The following is a 15,431-nucleotide window of genomic DNA, read 5'->3' on the forward strand; positions in this document are numbered from 1 at the left end:
GTCAGGCGCACGGCACAATCGCGACGGGAATGGCCGACAGGCGCGGCATGGCGTTGATGGACTCGCAATCGCGCTCGTTGCTGACCAGCAGCCCGGTATTCGCGCCCGGCCACGCCGGACCGGCACCGTCGGGCAGGCCGCCCCAGCCGTGGCTCATCGAGACCATGCCCGGACGCAGCGTGTCGTCAGCCGCCGCCGTCGCCCGCAGCCGGCCGTGGGCAGATACGATCTCGACCGTGGCGCCGGGCGCGATGCCGAGCCGGGCCAGGTCGTCCGGATGCAGCCAGGCGGGATTGCCGGCCGTACGCGCGCGCATCGGCGCCAGCTGCTGGAAGGCGCTGTTCATCACGTCGCGCATGCGCCGGGAACAGAGGCGGAACGGGAAATCCGGCGTGGTGCCGTCGTCGTCCAGTACGGCCGCCAGTTCGGCCGCCACGTCGCCGGGCAGAAGGGCGAAACGGGCAGTGCGGTCGCGCGCGGGCGCCACCCGCTGCGGCGGCAGCCGCGGTGCGATGCCGCCGGGCGTGGCGCGCAACTGATCGAGCGGCACCCGGGCGCTGCGCGCCAGGATGTCGAACAATGCTTCGGTGGTCGGTGGCCGGTCCATGTCGAGGGCCTTGCCCGCCATCGACAGCTGCAGGCCCAGCCTGCGCGCCAGCGCCCAGAATACGTACCAGTCCTCGGTGAGTTCGCTCCCGTCCGGCGCGGCGGCAGCGGCGGGCGTGTGCTGAGCGAAGGGTACCGCGAAATAGGATGCCTCGAATGCCGGGGGCGAGATGTCGGGACGTTCGTACTGCATCAGCGGCGGCAGGATGTAGTGCGACAGCGCTGCGGTCGTCGTCATGAAAGGCTCGATGCTGACCAGCAGCTCCAGCTCGCGTAGCGCGTGCACGGCCTTGCGCTGGTCCGGCAGCACGCTGGCGGGATTGCCGCCTACCACGATGAGGCTCCTGATCTGGCCGGGGCCCGGCGTCAGGATCTCGTCCGCGAGCGTGGCCGTCATCATCTCGCCGAACAGGATGGCACTGTCGCGTATTCGGCCGCGCGCCCCGTGCTCCCATGTGCGGCGCGGCGGCAAGACCTCGGCCCGCTGCGTTTTTTCCTTGCCGAGCACGCCGGGGTTGCCGGCGTCGTCACCCTCGCGCAGGAAGCGCCCGCACACGACGTTGATGGCCTGGTACAGGTGTTCGGCGAGGTTGGAGCGCGCCGCCATGTCGGGGCCGGTACCGGTGCTGACGGCACCGCTGCGGCATTCGAAGGCGAACATGCGCGCCGCTTGCACCAGCAGGTCCGCGGGCACGTCCGCGCGCGCCGCCACGTAGGCCGGCGTAAACGGTTCCACGGCCGCGCGCAATGCATCCAGGCCGTCCACGTGGTCGGCGCAGAACGCGGCGTCGTGCCAGCCCGCATCGAGGATGCAGCGCAGCAGGCCGGCGGCCACGGTCGGGTCCTCGCCCGGCCGCGGCTGCAGGAACAGGTCGGCGTAATGGGCGGTCTCGGTGCGGCGCGGATCGATCACGATGATCTTCATGCCGCGCGCCTTGGCGTCCTTCATTTCCCTGGTCGGATTGGCGGTGAAGAAGCCGGACCCGCCCTGGATCGACAGCAGCGGATTGTAGCCGGCGAACAGCCATACCTGCGCTTCGCGGAAATGATGGCGTCCCGCGCCCCAGCGCCCCAGGCGTTCCATCGCCACCCATTTCGCGGACTGGTCGATCGTCATCGTGGAGAAGAAGGCGCGCGAGCCGAGCGCCTTCATCCACGAATACAACATGGTGAAGCCCGCGACGTTGAGGTAATTCTGCGTACCGCGGTAAAGCGCCAGCGCGTCCGCGCCGTCGCGCGCGCGGATCGCCGCCAGGCCAGCTGCGATCTCGTCCAGGGCCTGTTCGATGGGAATGGAAGCGAAGCTGCCGTCCGGCATCCGCTTCAGCGGCCGCAGGATGCGCTCGGGCGCGTTGTGGGCGGCGCCGGACTGCAAGCCCTTGAAGCAGGCGTAGCCGCGCGACAGCGGATGCGACTTGTCGCCGCGGATTGCGGCGATGCGGCGCCGGTCGTCCAGCTCGACCACCGTACCGCACAGCCCGGAGCAGATGCGGCAAAAGGAGCGGACCGCCCGGTTGTCCTCGCTGGCGTCATTGTTTGTCGTCATGGTCATGAATGGGATCGAAGGCTGCGATGTCGTGAAAATTAGTTGCTGACAGATGAAAAGATATGCTTTAATATCATATTAATGATATATATGATTATGAGTATATTTATCCAGGTTTGGCAAGAAGAAGGTTGATGACCATGACAGAGACAAGCAGGCTCCTCGACGAATTCGGTCCGCGGGAGTCGATGGAATACGATGTGGTGATCGTCGGCGGCGGCCCGGCGGGTCTGTCCGCCGCGATCCGCCTCAAGCAGCTGGCCGGCGCGACCGGCACCGACATGTCGGTGTGCGTCCTCGAGAAGGGGTCCGAGATCGGTGCGCACATTCTGTCCGGCGCCGTGATGGATCCGGTCGCGATGAACGAGCTGTTCCCGAACTGGAAGGAGATGGGCGCGCCGCTGCATACCGAGGTCACGGAAGACCGCTTCCTGTTTCTCACCGAGCGCAAGGCCTACAAGACGCCCGCATGGGCGCTCCCCGCCTGTTTCCAGAACCATGGCAACTACGTGATTTCCCTGGCCAACGTCGTGCGCTGGCTCGGGCAGCAGGCGGAAGCGCTTGGTGTCGAGATCTTCCCTGGCTTTTCCGCCGCCGAAGTCCTGTACGGCGACGATGGCGCGGTCAAGGGTGTCGCGACGGGGAACCTGGGCATCGACCGTAGCGGCAACCCGGGCGACGACTTCCAGCTCGGCATGGAACTCCATGCGAAATACACCTTCTTCGCCGAAGGTGCGCGCGGCCACCTGGGCAAGCAGCTGATGGACCATTATGCATTGAACGAAGGATGCGATCCGCAGACCTACGCGCTGGGGATCAAGGAACTTTGGGAGATCGATCCCGCGAAACACCAGCCCGGGCTGGTCATCCACACCGCCGGCTGGCCGCTGGATGCCGCGACCTATGGCGGCTCTTTCCTGTACCACCTCGAGGACAACCAGGTCGCGGTGGGCTACGTTGTCGGGCTGGCGTACCAGAATCCCTATCTGTCACCTTACGAGGAATTTCAGCGTTACAAGACCCATCCGGCGATCCGCACGTTCTTCGAGGGAGGCAAGCGTATTTCCTATGGCGCTCGCGCGCTCGCGGCCGGTGGCCTGCAAGCGCTGCCGAAACTGACCTTCCCGGGAGGCGTGCTGGTCGGTTGCGATGCCGGTTTCCTGAACGCGTCACGCATCAAGGGCAGCCATGCGGCGATGAAAACCGGCATGCTGGCGGCCGAGGCAGCGTTCGACGCCATCGCGAACGGACGGGCATCCGACGAACTGGCCGCGTATCCGGAAGCGTTCCGCGCCTCGTGGCTGCACGACGAGCTGCACCGGGGCCGCAATTTCAAGCCATTCATGGCGCAGGGACTGTACAAGGGGAGCCTCATGGTGGGCATCGACCAGTTGCTGTTCCGTGGAAAGGCGCCCTGGACGCTGCGCCACAAGCATGCGGACCACGAGTGCCTGCGGCCGGCCACCGATTTCACACCGATCCAGTACCCGAAACCGGACGGTAAAATCAGTTTCGACCGCCTCTCGTCCGTGTTCATCTCGAACACCAACCACAGCGAGGCGCAACCGCCCCACCTGACCTTGCGTTCGGCCGACGTGCCGGTCGAACTGAACCTGAAGACATTCGCCGGTCCGGAACAGCGATATTGCCCGGCCGGCGTGTACGAGTACATCGGTACCGACGACGGCGCTGCGCGCCTGCAGATCAATGCCCAGAACTGCCTGCACTGCAAGACGTGCGACATCAAGGATCCGACACAGAACATTGTGTGGGTGACGCCGGAAGGCGGCGGTGGACCGAATTATCCGAACATGTAGGGCGGCCTGGATGGTCCGGATGGACCTGTGCGGTAGTCGCGGATGATCAGGTCCGGTGGCTGTACCGTCAGGCGGCAAATACCCCGTAGCCGCTTTTACCGCTGGTCTTGACTTTGTAGATGGCCTGGTCCGCCGCTTCGAACAGGCTGCGGCGGTCCCAAGTGCCGGCGGGCTGGCTGGCGATGCTGCAGCCGACGTCGAGCAGAAGACCGTGGACGCGGATGGGGGCGCCGATTGCCAGCAGTATGCGGCTTGCGATTGCCGCAGGCGAATCAGCACCCGCATCCTCCATCAGGTAAGCGAATTCGCCACCGCCGAGACGCGCGGCGGATTCAACCGATTGGCGCGACTTCCTGGACGCGCACAACCTGCAGCAAAGCATGAGCCGGCGCGGTAACTGCCACGATAACGCCGTTGCCGAGAGCTTCTTCCAGTTGCTCAAACGGGAACGAATTCGACGCAAAACATATGGCACCCGTGAAGAGGCAAAGCAGGACGTCTTCGACTATATCGAGATGTTCTACAATCCGAAGCGGCGGCACAGCTTCAGCAATGACCTGTCGCCGGTCGAGTACGAAAAGCAGTATTTTCAGCGGCTGTCGAGTGTCTAGAAAACTCGTGGTGATTCATTTTGTATCGGTTGTTACAGATTTAATTTTAGGTCTTTTAGACCTACTGATTTAGCCCCGCTCAAGGGTTTTTCACTCTTGGGGCGCACCCTTTTTAGAGTGACTAGGCCGGCCTCAAGCAGCAACAGACGCCAGGTGGCGTAGTCAATCTGGGCGTGGGTTTTCGATGATTCTGGAGCAAGCCAACGGCGCACGGCACGTCCGTCCCGTACCCCGACGAGTCCGGCCACTTGATCGCCGGTCATGTTGAGGATCTGGATCACCGCACGCACGTCCTCCGACGTCGCCGGCTTATAGTCGGGGTCCGTGTACAGGCAAAGGGTATCGGGTGCAGGATGGATCATAGGGCAGGCGTCGCGTTGTCGATGACAGCAGGAGTTTCAGCCATTGGGACGACGCTTAGCGTGACCGCGCGCACGAATGCTTCGCGGACGTACGCATGGCGCGCAGCCTCATCGCCGTCGATCGCGGCCGCCTGGGCAATGATGTCGTGAAGATTGACGGTCGGTGCCGCCACCGCCAGTTGCAGGAGATCGGCATTGTTGAGCAGCGGATTCCACACCCGCTGGCGTCCGCCCGGGGGCTTATACAGCAGGCCGCTCTGGTGTGGGTAAGTCTCGTGAACGTACATCAGGAAATTGAACGCGATTGCATGCGCGACCATCTCCAGCAACTGCTGTTCGGTTTTAAAAGTTGTGCTCGTGTTCATCGGTTTCTCACTTCATATGCGAAAGAAATTTCCATTATCGAACGGGGCGTAGCTGCTAACTCTTCGACCAGTTGATCTGCGTTGGATCGGCTTTTCATTGCATGCTCCTTTATACGGATGCGCTGCAGCTGGGATATTCGGCCTGTGCACTGGCCGGAACGTTGATTGGGCGGCGATCGCTTCCATCGCATCCCGGCAATGGGGCATTCGCGCACCCGCCGAGTACGCTGGCTGCGGCCAGCAGGATCAAAAGTTTGCGCATTTGTTCCTCACGGTTTGTAGGTCAGCAATTTCACTTTGGTCTTGGACGGGCGAATCGAATTGCGGCTTCTGTTCTGGTAGGCGCTCCAGGCGCCACGAGCGACTTTCTTTCCGGTCCACGCCACCGGACGGGTGCCTTGAAGGCCGATCTGCTTTCCGAGTTCCATACCTCCAAGGCTCAGCAATTTGCCCGCGAATCGCCCCATGCCGAACGAAGACAGGGACACGCCTCCCGCCAATCCGGCAGCAATACTGAGCACCGAGGCGAGCGCGAGAAGACAGACCAGTCCCATGGCCAGGAACGGAAACACCTCCGCGACTTCGGCACTCGACGTCATCGCGGCAGGTCCGCTAGCCGCACTCGCGAACAGCTTCATGACGAGCAAATTGACCATGACGACCAGCACCGGCACCAGAAAGTAGTTCGCCAGCTGGCGCAGCCAGGAATTGAAGAACCCCGCCGTAGCCTCGAACAGCAATCCGATGAAAAACACCGGGCCTATTGCGACCACTGCCGTGAGCACGACTTTCGATAACGCCATCAGGAAGAACGCATAGGCGGTGACGACGATGGTCATGACAATGACCGCCGCGGCAATCAGGTACATTCCGAAGTCGCCGTCGAGCACCCCGGCTTTGGCCCAGAATCGCGTCGTCAGCAGCAGCCCGTCGTTGAGCATCGCATCCAGACCGCTGATGACGCCGTCGCCGCCAGGGCTCCGCGCCAAACCGGCTACAAACTCATCGGGGCCACGTAAAAACGTATTGGTGATAAGCGTGTTGTAGTTCGCGACGTTGAATCCGATGCCGAGAATCGCGGCCAGCTTCACGACCCGGTTGATAAATTCGTTGACGGGCTCCCGGATCAAGCCGCGTAGGCTGGCGAATCCCCACAGCGCCACGTAAAGGCCGAGCATCGCCATCAAAAACGGGCCGACGACCCGGGCGACCGCCACCACGTTCTCGCCGACGTAGCCTTCGCACACGGCATTGATGTAATTCATGCCGTCACGATAGAGGGTTGGCGCGGCCATGATCGATTCTCCTAGTGGCTCAGGTCGAGATGGAGCTTGTCGGCAGTCCCCATCGATGCGATGTGGTCTGCTCGCCGGACGTTGACGCAGTTCGGCGTCAATCCCGTTCGGCCGGGATCATTCCGGCAGAGCGCACTCACCTTGCCGCGCAGCGCCGGGTGGGCCAAGAACTCGTCCACGGTAAGCACGCGATCCCCCAGCTCCGGGATCGTCCCGGCAGGCTCGCGTCCGCATCCGCACATCAAGACCGCGATCGATACGATGGCCAGTGTCGCTTTCATGAATGCCTCCTTCGATTGTTGATGGGATTTGCCGCTCATGGCAGCGGCGTCTCGATGCGCGGGATCGACGTCCCGACCGCGCCGGCGCGCATCTGACTGATCATCAGGCGCTGCGCGCGCTCCTGGGCGGCGGCACCATTCGCCGCGGCCTCCAGCTGGTTCTGGTCCTTGACCAGTTCCGCGTGCTCGATGGCGATCCGGTTAGCGAGGTCGTACGCCGCCTTGGGATCCTCGGTCCGTGCCAAGGTGTCGGTGAGGATTTGCAGTCGCGCCTGGCGCGCCGTCGCATCGTTGAAAGCGGTTTGCGCCATCGCCTGATTGGCGGCGGAAATGTCCTGCGCCTGCGCCAGAAAGCGTTGGAGCTCGGGAGCCAGCCGTGCGGCCTGGTCGGGCCGAAGCACCGCCTGCGCTTGACGGATCTGTTGAGCGAGCGCGGAAAGATCGCTTATCGAGCGTGCCCAGTCCGCAGGAAGCGCTGGCGTGGCGGCAGGCAGGAGCCGCGACATGCCGCGGTCGCCAGTCGTGGACTTGATCTGGTAATTGATGCTGTCGATCTGCATGGCCATCTGCTTGTACTGGTCGGTCCATGCCTTGACCTGCATTACCGCCTGCGAAAGCACCGCGGGATCGATGACGGTCAACTGGGCATGGGTTTGTTCGAATGCGCAGGCCAGCACGGTGGCGACGGCGAGGATACGGAGGTTCATGCGGATTTCCTTTCGATGTCGAAGTGAGGTGCCCAAGTGTCGGGGTCTTCCCCGTACTTGGCGATAAGGCGATCCATGAGTTTGAGGTTGGCGGTGCGTGCGGAGAGTACCGCCAGGTCATCGTCCATCCCAGCCAGCGGCAGCCGGGCCACGACCGAATGGCGCCCCTGCTTCAGCAGGAACATTCCGGAACCTTCAGGCAGGTCTGTCTTGATGAGGTTGAACTCCCTGTCCGACAATCCGAGCCCTTCCCTGTGTTCTGCGTAGTCGGCGCCTGGATTGGGGAACAGGATCATCGTTGCGACCTGCTCGATCAGCGTGCGTGCCATGGGATGCCGCAGGGCGTCGCTCGGAGATTGCGAATCAAGTACGACAAGGCCGTTCTTCTTGCGCAAGGTCTTCAAGAGATCCTTAATGAAAGCGGAAAAGTGCTTGTCGCCCATCGACTTCCAGAACTCCGAAAAGAACACCGCCAACGTACTAGGAGAGTTGAAATGTTATTGTGGGACGATGAGCCGCCGGAAGGGCAGATCAGTAGTTCACGCGTGAACGCGGACGACAAGCGCATCATCAACGCCAAGACCGACGTCAACCAGCTGGTCCCGTTCAAATATAAATGGGCGTGGGACAAATACCTGGCCGGCTGCGCGAACCACTGGATGCCGCAGGAAGTGAACATGCAGCGCGACATCGAACTGTGGAAGAACCCGAACGGCCTGACCGAAGACGAGCGCCGCATCGTCAAGCGTAACCTCGGCTTCTTCGTGACCGCCGACTCGCTGGCCGCCAACAACATCGTGCTGGGCACCTACCGCCACATCACGGCGCCGGAATGCCGCCAGTACCTGCTGCGCCAGGCGTTCGAGGAAGCGATCCACACCCACGCCTACCAGTACATCGTGGAATCGCTGGGCCTGGACGAGAAGGAAATCTTCAACGCCTACAACGAGATCCCGTCGATCCGCGACAAGGACCAGTTCCTGATCCCGTTCATCGAAGTCATCAACGATCCGACGTTCCACACCGGCACGCTGGAAAACGACCAGAAGCTGCTGCGCTCGATCATCGTGTTTGCTTGCCTGATGGAAGGCCTGTTCTTCTACGTCGGCTTCACGCAGATCCTCGCGCTGGGCCGCCAGAACAAGATGACGGGTGCCGCCGAGCAGTACCAGTACATCCTGCGCGACGAATCGATGCACTGCAACTTCGGCATCGACCTGATCAACACGATCAAGATGGAAAGCCCGCAGCTGTGGACGCCGGAATTCCGCGAAGAGATCAAGGGCCTGTTCCTGCAGGCCGTCGACCTGGAATACCGCTACGCCGAAGACTCGATGCCGCGCGGCGTGCTGGGCCTGAACGCGGCCATGTTCAAGGGCTACCTGCGCTTCATCGCGAACCGCCGCGCCGTCCAGATCGGCCTGGATGCGCTGTTCCCGAACGAGGAAAACCCGTTCCCGTGGATGAGCGAGATGATTGACCTGAAGAAGGAGCGCAACTTCTTCGAGATGCGCGTGACCGAGTACCAGACCGGCGGCATCTTGAGTTGGGAGTAGGGCACACGTCCATTACTGTCGATGACTCAGGCTTTTCCGAGGACGGCGCTTGTCGTCTTGTTATGGAGCACGTTTCGCGGTAATCTGCTCGGATAGTGCCTCTGAATAGAACGTTAAGGAAGCTTAGAACGAATGGCGAAAGCACCCTATATTGAAGAAGGTCGCCTGCGGCACCTTCTGAAAGTCGCAGCGGTCTCGGGTGAATCGCCCTTGCGCAATGTGGCCCTTCTCACGACGGTGTACGGCACCGGCATGATGCTGACCGAGATCGCCAGGTTGACGGTCCGTGCCTACCTAAACGGGGATGGCTCCGTTCGCGTGAAGTCTTGCGTTGATGCCGGCATCGCGTACAACGGGAAGGAACGCCCGATCTACTGGTCCAATGCGAAAGTGGTGAGCGCGCTCGACGCGTATCTGGCGTACCGCGCCGCGCATGAGCAAGGAACGACTCCTATGGCGACAGCGTTTCGTGGCCTCGATCCCGACGGTCCGCTCTTTCTTACCGGCGATGGCGAGCCGTACAGGCTCATCAAGCGCCGTACTACCAGCGGTGCGGCCAGCTACTCATGCGACTCGTTGAGCCAGCTATTCCGCAAGCTTCACCTGCAGGCCGGCATCGAGGGCGCAAGCGCGATGTCCGGGCGCCGCACGTTCGCTGTGCGCCTGGCGAACAACGGCTTCGACCTGCGACACATCAACGAGCTGTTGGGTCACGAAACCCTGACAGCGACGAAGCGACTTATCGATGCCAATCCTGTGCGCCTGGGCGCGATTGTCGCGAGGGTTATCTGATGGCGAAAAAAGACCCTTACGACAAGACCAGCACGCAGCGCAGCAGCCGCATGGCCGCGAACATCAAGGAGGCTGGCGGTGCGGCCTTTACGGTGCGTTTTAAGACGGCTGCGGCGCTGGCCGAACTGGATGGACTAGTCGCCGCCGGCATCGGAACCAGCCGGAACGACGTGCTCCAGAAGCTGGTCGCCGAGAAGGCGAAAAAAGTGTTGAAATAGCTTGCCGACCGTTGATACCAACGGTATAATGCAAAGCATGGGGTGACGCATAAGGCGGCGCCGGAACAGCAGGGAAATCGAGCCATGAGCGGATTTACGATACTGAAAGCACATATCCGTCTGAAATGCCCAGTCGACTCAGAAATAGATCACGGGCTTCGGTTGATTACCTCGGAAGATCGGAAGGCCGTCGATGACAAGATCGACGACCCCGCAGATCAGGACTTCTTAGAAACTGCGCCTTTTTACTTGATGCAAGGACGGATCACCTATGACGGTCGTTATGTCGTCGTAAATGCTCAGTTGAAGAACAAGCGTCACGATCTTGAAGAGTTCCTGTTGTGGCTGGCCCCGTCTGTCGAGAGCGTCGAAGACGGTACTTGGTACGACGAAGAGAATATTGACGATGAAACTTTCGAGTTGTCGTTCGCTGCCGAGACCGGCAAGTTCTTACTGCGTGGTCCTAACCAAGAACGGGAATTGATCACTGAACCATGGCGCCCGGCTATCTAGCGGCAACGGAAAAGTTCCGGGCGACTACCCCGGCCGATAAACCAAACTAGACTAGAAAACTTGACGCGACAAATTCCCAATTCCGTAATTGGCGCTGAACCGCCCCGGATTTGATGGAGGCTCCAACTCTTGAGAGAATGGAGCTATGAACAAGAAGCCAAGCAAATTTTCGCCGGAAGTCCGGGAGCGCGCAGTCCGTCTGGTACGGGAGCAGCGTAATGAGCATCCTTCGCTGTGGGCGGCGGTCGAGTCAATTGCAGGGATGATCGGCTGCACGCCACAAACGCTGCATGAATGGGTCAAGCGCGACCAGATTGACCAGGGAGAGCGCGCAGGAGTGACAACAGAGGAGCGTGAGCGACTCAAAGCCCTGGAGCGCGAGAACAAAGAGCTGCGGCGGGCGAACGAAATCCTGAAGCTGGCAAGCGCGTTTTTCGCCCAGGCGGAGCTCGACCGCCGTTTGAAGTCCTGAAGGCCTTTATCGATCAGCATCGCGACACCTTCGGGGTCGAGCCGATCTGCAAGGTCTTGCGGATTGCCCCGTCGGGTTATCGGCGCCATGCGGCACAGCTTCGTGATTCGTCGAAGCGATGCGCGCGGGCGAAGCGCGATGAGATTCTGTGTCCGGAAATCAGCCGGGTCTGGCAGGCCAACATGAAGGTCTACGGAGCCGACAAGGTCTGGAAGCAGATGAACCGGGAACGCATCGCCATCGCTCGCTGCACGGTCGAGCGCTTGATGAAGCGGCTGGGTTTGCAAGGTGCTGTGCGCGGCAAGCGAGTCCGGACAACGATTCCCGATTCTGCCGCCCCACGTCCGCTGGATCGGGTGAATCGGCAGTTTAGGGCTGACCGTCCAAATCAGCTGTGGGTGTCGGACTTTACATACGTTTCGACGTGGCAGGGCTGGCTGTACGTAGCCTTCGTGGTGGACGTTTTCGCCCGGCGCATTGTCGGCTGGCGGGTCAGTTCGTCGATGACCACTGATTTCGTTCTGGATGCGCTTGAACAGGCATTGTATGCTCGCCAGCCCGGTGAAAATGGAACTTTAATCCATCATTCCGATAGGGGCTCGCAATATCTCAGCATTCGCTACAGCGAACGCCTGGCCGAAGCAGGTATCGAACCGTCGGTCGGCAATCGGGGAGACAGCTACGACAACGCACTGGCTGAGACGATCAACGGCTTGTACAAGACGGAATTGATTCACCGCCGAACCTGGAAAACTCGGGAATCTGTCGAGCTGGCAACCTTGGAATGGGTGGCCTGGTTCAACCACCACCGGTTGATGGAACCAATCGGCTATATCCCGCCCGCGGAAGCTGAGGCAAACTACTATCGGTAGCTCAAGATCGCTGCCGATGAAACCGCATTAACTTAAACCAACCAGCCTCCACTATTCCCGGGGCGGTTCAACAAGCCCGCGGTGGTATACATATGGAAGCCGCCGCCTAAGCGCCTGGGTAAACCACCACGACGTTCGCGTGATCACAATAGCAGTCACTTCGGGCGCAAATCGCTCAACTTCTTCCATAGCCTGTTTGGCGACTTGTAAACCGAGAAAAAATCGCGTGCAGCGCCGAGCGCTGCATCCGGTCGTGGCTATCGTGGCGCACTCCACTGTGCTTCAAACGCCAAGGCATCCGGCCGAACCTGTTCGGTTTGCCTGATCAGGTCGAGCGCCTCCTGTTCGGTATAGATCATCGTAGTGCCGATGTCCCGGTGGCCCAGCCAGGCGGCGACACTGCGCATGTCTTCGCCCTGCATCAGCGCGGCCTTGGCGAACGTATGACGGAGCCAGTGGGGCGATGCCTGCTCGAGCTGCTCTTTGCGATCGTGATCGCCGATCGACTCGAGGAACGCCGCCGCGGCGCCCAGGCGCTGCTTCACGACATAGTACAAACCGTGACGTGACGTGATCGCGCGCCATTTGCCGAAGTCGCGCCGCGTGGATACGGTTTTTAGGGGCACGCCGCGGGAGGTCGTCGCGCTGCGGTGCGTCCGCGGCGACAACAGCAGGGGAGTCGTATCCGCAGGGCCTGGTAAAGCTTGCAAGCCAAACGCCTCGCGGTACGCCACCAGCGCCTCGAATACCTGCCGGGTGACCGGGATCTTGCGCTCTAAGCCGCCTTTTGCTGTTTCCACGGTCACGTGCATGATCCAGTACGTCCGTCCCGATTTCGGATCAGACAGGCGCCGGAATGCCCCCATGCTTGCTTTGACCAATTCGCTCGAGCGCAGGCCGAGCTCACGCAACGCGATCAGGAGGAAGCGGTCACGCACATGCCGCTGTCGCGCTTCGAACGTGTCTTTCGGCTGTTCTTCCATGGTCTCGAGCACGAGGTCAAAGAGGTCAAGCGATACGGCGCGGTTGGCGTTGATTTTTCTTTCCGTGCCCGCGCCGTGGAAACCCATCGGATTGGCCTGGATATAGCCGACTTCCCGCCACGCGCGAAACAGCGCGTGCACACATTTCTGGATATCGGAACGGCTGCTCGCCGAGGGTACGCACCTAAAAGGGGTGTACCCGGCTTCACCCAGTTCGGCATAGCGGCCCGCGTAGTCCCGCTCGCACAGCGCGTGTTCTGGTAACTCCTTCAGAAAGCGATAGAAGGCGTCGACGTCCTGGACAGTCCATTTTGATGGCAGGTTCGTACTGACGTTCTCGCAGTACCAGCGCAGCTTCGCCAAATGTTGCCGGTAAGCCGCGACAGTTAGAGGCGAGTTGCGCCGCGGGCGGTTTGCGATCGCCTGGAGCCAGACCTCGGCCGCATGCCAGTCGTCAGCGACGACGCCGAGGGCATTGCCGACTTCCCGGCCTGAAGCAGGCGTAAGCGGTACTAAAACATTTGTCATCGCAATCCTTTGTTTCCTGCCTTGTCTTGTGCATTGACCAGCCGACGCATGGCATCGAGCTGCTGGAAGTCGCGCTGACGCTGCAATTCAAGGTCTGCGCAACGGTCCTTCCAGTGACGCATCTCGCCACGCACCTCGTCGATCGCCATCAAGGCAAACCTGCGGTTGCCATCGGAACTTTCCTGGATGCCGCGAAGCTGTTCAACAAGTTTTTCGTTGGCCTGGCGCTGCTCACTCAATTCGCGCTCTGCAATCTCAGCACGCTGCGCACTCAGAGCTAGGTCGGTGACCAGTTGCGCCGCGGTGGCGCGCAAGGCCCGTAACTCGCTCTCACACTCCGCAAGCCGGTTCTTGAAAAACTCGACCTGCGCGGATCCGGTCGTGGTATCGGCTGCGGGCAAGCTGGCCAGGCGCTGTTCCAGCTCGTCGGCGATCACGTTTCTGATCGCCTCTGTGAATCGCTCGCGCTGGACGTCATCAAGCCCGGCCGCCCGCTCGAGCTGCTCTGCTGTATCCATGATACGCGCACGTTCGCTGGCGATGGTCGCGGTCGATGGTCGCCGCGCCGGCGCATAGGCACGCAGCAGGCGCTGGTAGATCATCGGACTGAAATAATTTCCGGTCGCGTCACGGACGACCTGGATAAAAGCGCCCACGAAGGGACGATGGTTGCTGGTGTCGAGCGGGATGTCCTGGTCGAGCACGGCGACCTTTTGCGCAATGCGGCGGGCCTGGTCGTCTGGGAGGCGGAAAGGTGGGCGGCTCATCGGGACTGTCGGGGAACAAGGTGCAGGTATCTTAACAGGTATATTTATGACTTTCAATTTACACTACTCAACATAGCCCGCGTTATGTTGAGTAGATTTGCCGGATGATTTCAGCGTTTCACGGACGGTTTTTTGTGTCGGTGTGCGGGCGGGAAATGCCCAGCGGCCGGCCGAATTTTGCATACGGGCAATTATTTAGAACGGATCAGGAACGAGGCGTAAGCCAGCTGACGTAGCAGACCTGGCGCAGTGATCGGATGGCGTCAACTTACAGCCAGGCGGCTGGGCGAGATTGTCGGCCATGACTTGTACAGGCCACGGATTAGTTCGGCGGGTACCGAAACCAGCGACTCGAATCTCCGGATTTTCCGTGACACATCAGGGCATCGCAGGCGATCGCTGTCGCGAAAGAATGCTCAAGCCCGGTGCTGGCATTCCGATACATCCTGACTGGACTCTGTTGGAAGAACTAAACAACGGGCCGCGTAAACCTGACGGCCCCGAAAATTTGTCGAGAGACCGACAGCAAACACTCGTCGATGTGAGAACGACCGAGTCGGCTTGGCCAAGCGCTGGCGTTCTCCATAGGATTGTGGAAGTTCAGCACCCCTAGCGCCAAAGCGAATCAAGAACACTGGCCGCCGCAGTCTTGAGACAGGAGGGAAACGGGCAAAAAAATACCCGCCGAGAGGCGGGTTGAATCTATTTTCTTGGAGGAAGATAGAGGAGACATAAGCATGATGCTGCATCGCACAAGAACTGTCCAATGACGGTTCGTGATACCTGAAATGCGCCCAACCCATTTCTCATAAAACTGTGTAGCAAACTCGACATTACCAAAAATATTGTCGAGTTTTCTATATACTGGCCCCTCGCCTTCTTGAGCCCCACGGTAATCCCCCCATTTTTAGAGCGACCTAAAAGTAGAGGTTAAGCGGCAAGGGTAAGTTTCTGTTTTGGTGTGATGCCGCCGAGCGCCATGTTGGGCCGGTCGTGATTGTAGGTCCACAGCCAGCGGGTGGCAAATTCCTGGATCTCGTCGAGCGTTTCGAAGAGATGGTGCGCCAGCCAATCGTACCGCACGGTCCTGTTGTAACGCTCCACGTAAGCGTTTTGCTGAGGCTGGCCTGGCTGCGTATT

Annotated in this window: 16 protein-coding genes, 2 pseudogenes and 1 other annotated feature; of the genes and pseudogenes, 7 read left to right on the forward strand and 11 right to left on the reverse strand. The window is 60.7% G+C overall.

Features of this window, described 5'->3' with window-relative positions; translation table 11 throughout:
- Position 1: 1 nt before the first annotated feature.
- Positions 2-2,158, reverse strand: coding sequence for a molybdopterin-containing oxidoreductase family protein (locus tag BVG12_RS01725; RefSeq protein WP_229503623.1), 2,157 nt, complete (start codon positions 2,156-2,158; stop codon positions 2-4).
- A gap of 128 nt (positions 2,159-2,286) precedes the next feature.
- Between BVG12_RS01725 and BVG12_RS01730 the strand changes: the two genes are divergently transcribed.
- Positions 2,287-3,969, forward strand: a complete 1,683-nt coding sequence (locus BVG12_RS01730) for an electron transfer flavoprotein-ubiquinone oxidoreductase (protein ID WP_370662807.1) — start codon at positions 2,287-2,289, stop codon at positions 3,967-3,969.
- A 67-nt stretch (positions 3,970-4,036) separates the two neighbouring features.
- Here BVG12_RS01730 and BVG12_RS01735 read toward each other — a convergent pair whose 3' ends face one another.
- Positions 4,037-4,351 (reverse strand): diguanylate cyclase domain-containing protein, encoded by a 315-nt coding sequence (locus BVG12_RS01735; RefSeq protein WP_075790880.1) that lies wholly within the window; start codon positions 4,349-4,351, stop codon positions 4,037-4,039.
- Between BVG12_RS01735 and BVG12_RS01740 the strand changes: the two are divergent.
- Positions 4,302-4,580, forward strand: a pseudogene (locus BVG12_RS01740) (IS3 family transposase); the annotation flags it as partial. The gene BVG12_RS01735 and the pseudogene BVG12_RS01740 sit on opposite strands and share 50 nt — an antisense overlap.
- Before the next feature lie 32 nt (positions 4,581-4,612).
- Here BVG12_RS01740 and BVG12_RS01745 read toward each other — a convergent pair.
- From BVG12_RS01745 to BVG12_RS01770, 6 genes are all read right to left on the reverse strand, one after another.
- The gene (locus tag BVG12_RS01745) at positions 4,613-4,942 is read right to left on the reverse strand and encodes a hypothetical protein (protein ID WP_075790881.1); all 330 of its coding nucleotides are present in this window, start codon (positions 4,940-4,942) and stop codon (positions 4,613-4,615) included.
- A complete protein-coding gene (locus BVG12_RS01750; protein WP_075790882.1) occupies positions 4,939-5,307 on the reverse strand; it encodes a hypothetical protein in 369 nt (122 codons plus the stop codon). The genes BVG12_RS01745 and BVG12_RS01750 overlap by 4 nt, the downstream gene beginning before the upstream one ends.
- A gap of 269 nt (positions 5,308-5,576) precedes the next feature.
- The gene (locus BVG12_RS01755) at positions 5,577-6,602 is read right to left on the reverse strand and encodes a TrbL/VirB6 family protein (protein ID WP_075790883.1); all 1,026 of its coding nucleotides are present in this window, start codon (positions 6,600-6,602) and stop codon (positions 5,577-5,579) included.
- An 11-nt stretch (positions 6,603-6,613) separates the two neighbouring features.
- On the reverse strand, positions 6,614-6,922 hold the full coding sequence (locus BVG12_RS01760; RefSeq protein ID WP_156895492.1) for an EexN family lipoprotein: 309 nt from the start codon (positions 6,920-6,922) through the stop codon (positions 6,614-6,616).
- Entirely contained in the window at positions 6,919-7,590 is a 672-nt protein-coding gene (locus BVG12_RS01765; protein WP_075790885.1) for a type IV secretion system protein, read from the reverse strand. The genes BVG12_RS01760 and BVG12_RS01765 overlap by 4 nt, the downstream gene beginning before the upstream one ends.
- A complete protein-coding gene (locus BVG12_RS01770) occupies positions 7,587-8,033 on the reverse strand; it encodes a VirB4 family type IV secretion system protein (RefSeq protein WP_075790886.1) in 447 nt (148 codons plus the stop codon). The genes BVG12_RS01765 and BVG12_RS01770 overlap by 4 nt, the downstream gene beginning before the upstream one ends.
- Positions 8,034-8,084: 51 nt before the next feature.
- On the opposite strand from BVG12_RS01770, the gene BVG12_RS01775 reads away from it, so the two are divergent.
- The 5 genes from BVG12_RS01775 (at position 8,085) to BVG12_RS01800 (ending at position 12,013) form a co-directional block, all read left to right on the forward strand.
- Entirely contained in the window at positions 8,085-9,146 is a 1,062-nt protein-coding gene (locus BVG12_RS01775) for a ribonucleotide-diphosphate reductase subunit beta (protein ID WP_075790887.1), read from the forward strand.
- A gap of 132 nt (positions 9,147-9,278) precedes the next feature.
- The gene (locus tag BVG12_RS01780) at positions 9,279-9,938 is read left to right on the forward strand and encodes a tyrosine-type recombinase/integrase (RefSeq protein WP_075790888.1); all 660 of its coding nucleotides are present in this window, start codon (positions 9,279-9,281) and stop codon (positions 9,936-9,938) included.
- Positions 9,938-10,156, forward strand: coding sequence for a hypothetical protein (locus BVG12_RS01785; RefSeq protein ID WP_075790889.1), 219 nt, complete (start codon positions 9,938-9,940; stop codon positions 10,154-10,156). The genes BVG12_RS01780 and BVG12_RS01785 overlap by 1 nt, the downstream gene beginning before the upstream one ends.
- Before the next feature lie 84 nt (positions 10,157-10,240).
- Positions 10,241-10,669 carry a hypothetical protein gene (locus BVG12_RS01790; RefSeq protein ID WP_075790890.1) on the forward strand — a complete coding sequence of 143 codons (429 nt, stop codon included), beginning with the start codon at positions 10,241-10,243 and terminating at the stop codon, positions 10,667-10,669.
- A gap of 145 nt (positions 10,670-10,814) precedes the next feature.
- Positions 10,815-12,013, forward strand: a protein-coding gene (locus tag BVG12_RS01800; protein WP_156895493.1) for an IS3 family transposase whose coding sequence is annotated in 2 segments (ribosomal slippage) — positions 10,815-11,106 and positions 11,106-12,013 — 1,200 coding nt in all. Because the reading frame shifts where the segments join, the coding sequence is not laid out codon by codon here.
- Positions 11,096-11,212 (forward strand) — a sequence feature (AL1L pseudoknot). (Overlaps the previous gene by 117 nt.)
- Before the next feature lie 257 nt (positions 12,014-12,270).
- On the opposite strand, the gene BVG12_RS01805 is transcribed toward BVG12_RS01800, so the two are convergent.
- The 3 genes and pseudogenes from BVG12_RS01805 to BVG12_RS01815 all read right to left on the reverse strand — a co-directional run.
- A complete protein-coding gene (locus BVG12_RS01805; RefSeq protein WP_075790892.1) occupies positions 12,271-13,524 on the reverse strand; it encodes a tyrosine-type recombinase/integrase in 1,254 nt (417 codons plus the stop codon).
- Positions 13,521-14,291, reverse strand: coding sequence for a hypothetical protein (locus BVG12_RS01810; protein WP_075790893.1), 771 nt, complete (start codon positions 14,289-14,291; stop codon positions 13,521-13,523). Before BVG12_RS01810 ends, BVG12_RS01805 begins: the two co-directional genes overlap by 4 nt.
- 930 nt (positions 14,292-15,221) lie before the next feature.
- A pseudogene (locus BVG12_RS01815) lies at positions 15,222-15,428 on the reverse strand (integrase core domain-containing protein); the annotation flags it as partial.
- Between the last annotated feature and the right edge of the window lie 3 nt (positions 15,429-15,431).

Source organism: Massilia putida (genome assembly GCF_001941825.1).
In the GTDB taxonomy this organism is placed as follows: Bacteria; Pseudomonadota; Gammaproteobacteria; order Burkholderiales; family Burkholderiaceae_D; genus Telluria; species Telluria putida.

What these genes read in the sequence shown, in the direction of transcription:
- BVG12_RS01780 (WP_075790888.1), top strand. Translation starts at nt 9,279, where the DNA reads ATGGCGAAAGCACCCTATATTGAAGAAGGTCGCCTGCGGCACCTTCTG.
- BVG12_RS01770 (WP_075790886.1), bottom strand. Translation starts at nt 8,033, where the DNA reads ATGGGCGACAAGCACTTTTCCGCTTTCATTAAGGATCTCTTGAAGACC.
- BVG12_RS01760 (WP_156895492.1), bottom strand. Translation starts at nt 6,922, where the DNA reads ATGAGCGGCAAATCCCATCAACAATCGAAGGAGGCATTCATGAAAGCG.
- BVG12_RS01750 (WP_075790882.1), bottom strand. Translation starts at nt 5,307, where the DNA reads ATGAACACGAGCACAACTTTTAAAACCGAACAGCAGTTGCTGGAGATG.
- BVG12_RS01785 (WP_075790889.1), top strand. Translation starts at nt 9,938, where the DNA reads ATGGCGAAAAAAGACCCTTACGACAAGACCAGCACGCAGCGCAGCAGC.
- BVG12_RS01745 (WP_075790881.1), bottom strand. Translation starts at nt 4,942, where the DNA reads ATGATCCATCCTGCACCCGATACCCTTTGCCTGTACACGGACCCCGAC.
- BVG12_RS01755 (WP_075790883.1), bottom strand. Translation starts at nt 6,602, where the DNA reads ATGGCCGCGCCAACCCTCTATCGTGACGGCATGAATTACATCAATGCC.
- BVG12_RS01765 (WP_075790885.1), bottom strand. Translation starts at nt 7,590, where the DNA reads ATGAACCTCCGTATCCTCGCCGTCGCCACCGTGCTGGCCTGCGCATTC.
- BVG12_RS01735 (WP_075790880.1), bottom strand. Translation starts at nt 4,351, where the DNA reads ATGCTTTGCTGCAGGTTGTGCGCGTCCAGGAAGTCGCGCCAATCGGTT.
- BVG12_RS01805 (WP_075790892.1), bottom strand. Translation starts at nt 13,524, where the DNA reads ATGACAAATGTTTTAGTACCGCTTACGCCTGCTTCAGGCCGGGAAGTC.
- BVG12_RS01775 (WP_075790887.1), top strand. Translation starts at nt 8,085, where the DNA reads ATGTTATTGTGGGACGATGAGCCGCCGGAAGGGCAGATCAGTAGTTCA.
- BVG12_RS01730 (WP_370662807.1), top strand. Translation starts at nt 2,287, where the DNA reads ATGACCATGACAGAGACAAGCAGGCTCCTCGACGAATTCGGTCCGCGG.
- BVG12_RS01810 (WP_075790893.1), bottom strand. Translation starts at nt 14,291, where the DNA reads ATGAGCCGCCCACCTTTCCGCCTCCCAGACGACCAGGCCCGCCGCATT.
- BVG12_RS01790 (WP_075790890.1), top strand. Translation starts at nt 10,241, where the DNA reads ATGAGCGGATTTACGATACTGAAAGCACATATCCGTCTGAAATGCCCA.
- BVG12_RS01725 (WP_229503623.1), bottom strand. Translation starts at nt 2,158, where the DNA reads ATGACCATGACGACAAACAATGACGCCAGCGAGGACAACCGGGCGGTC.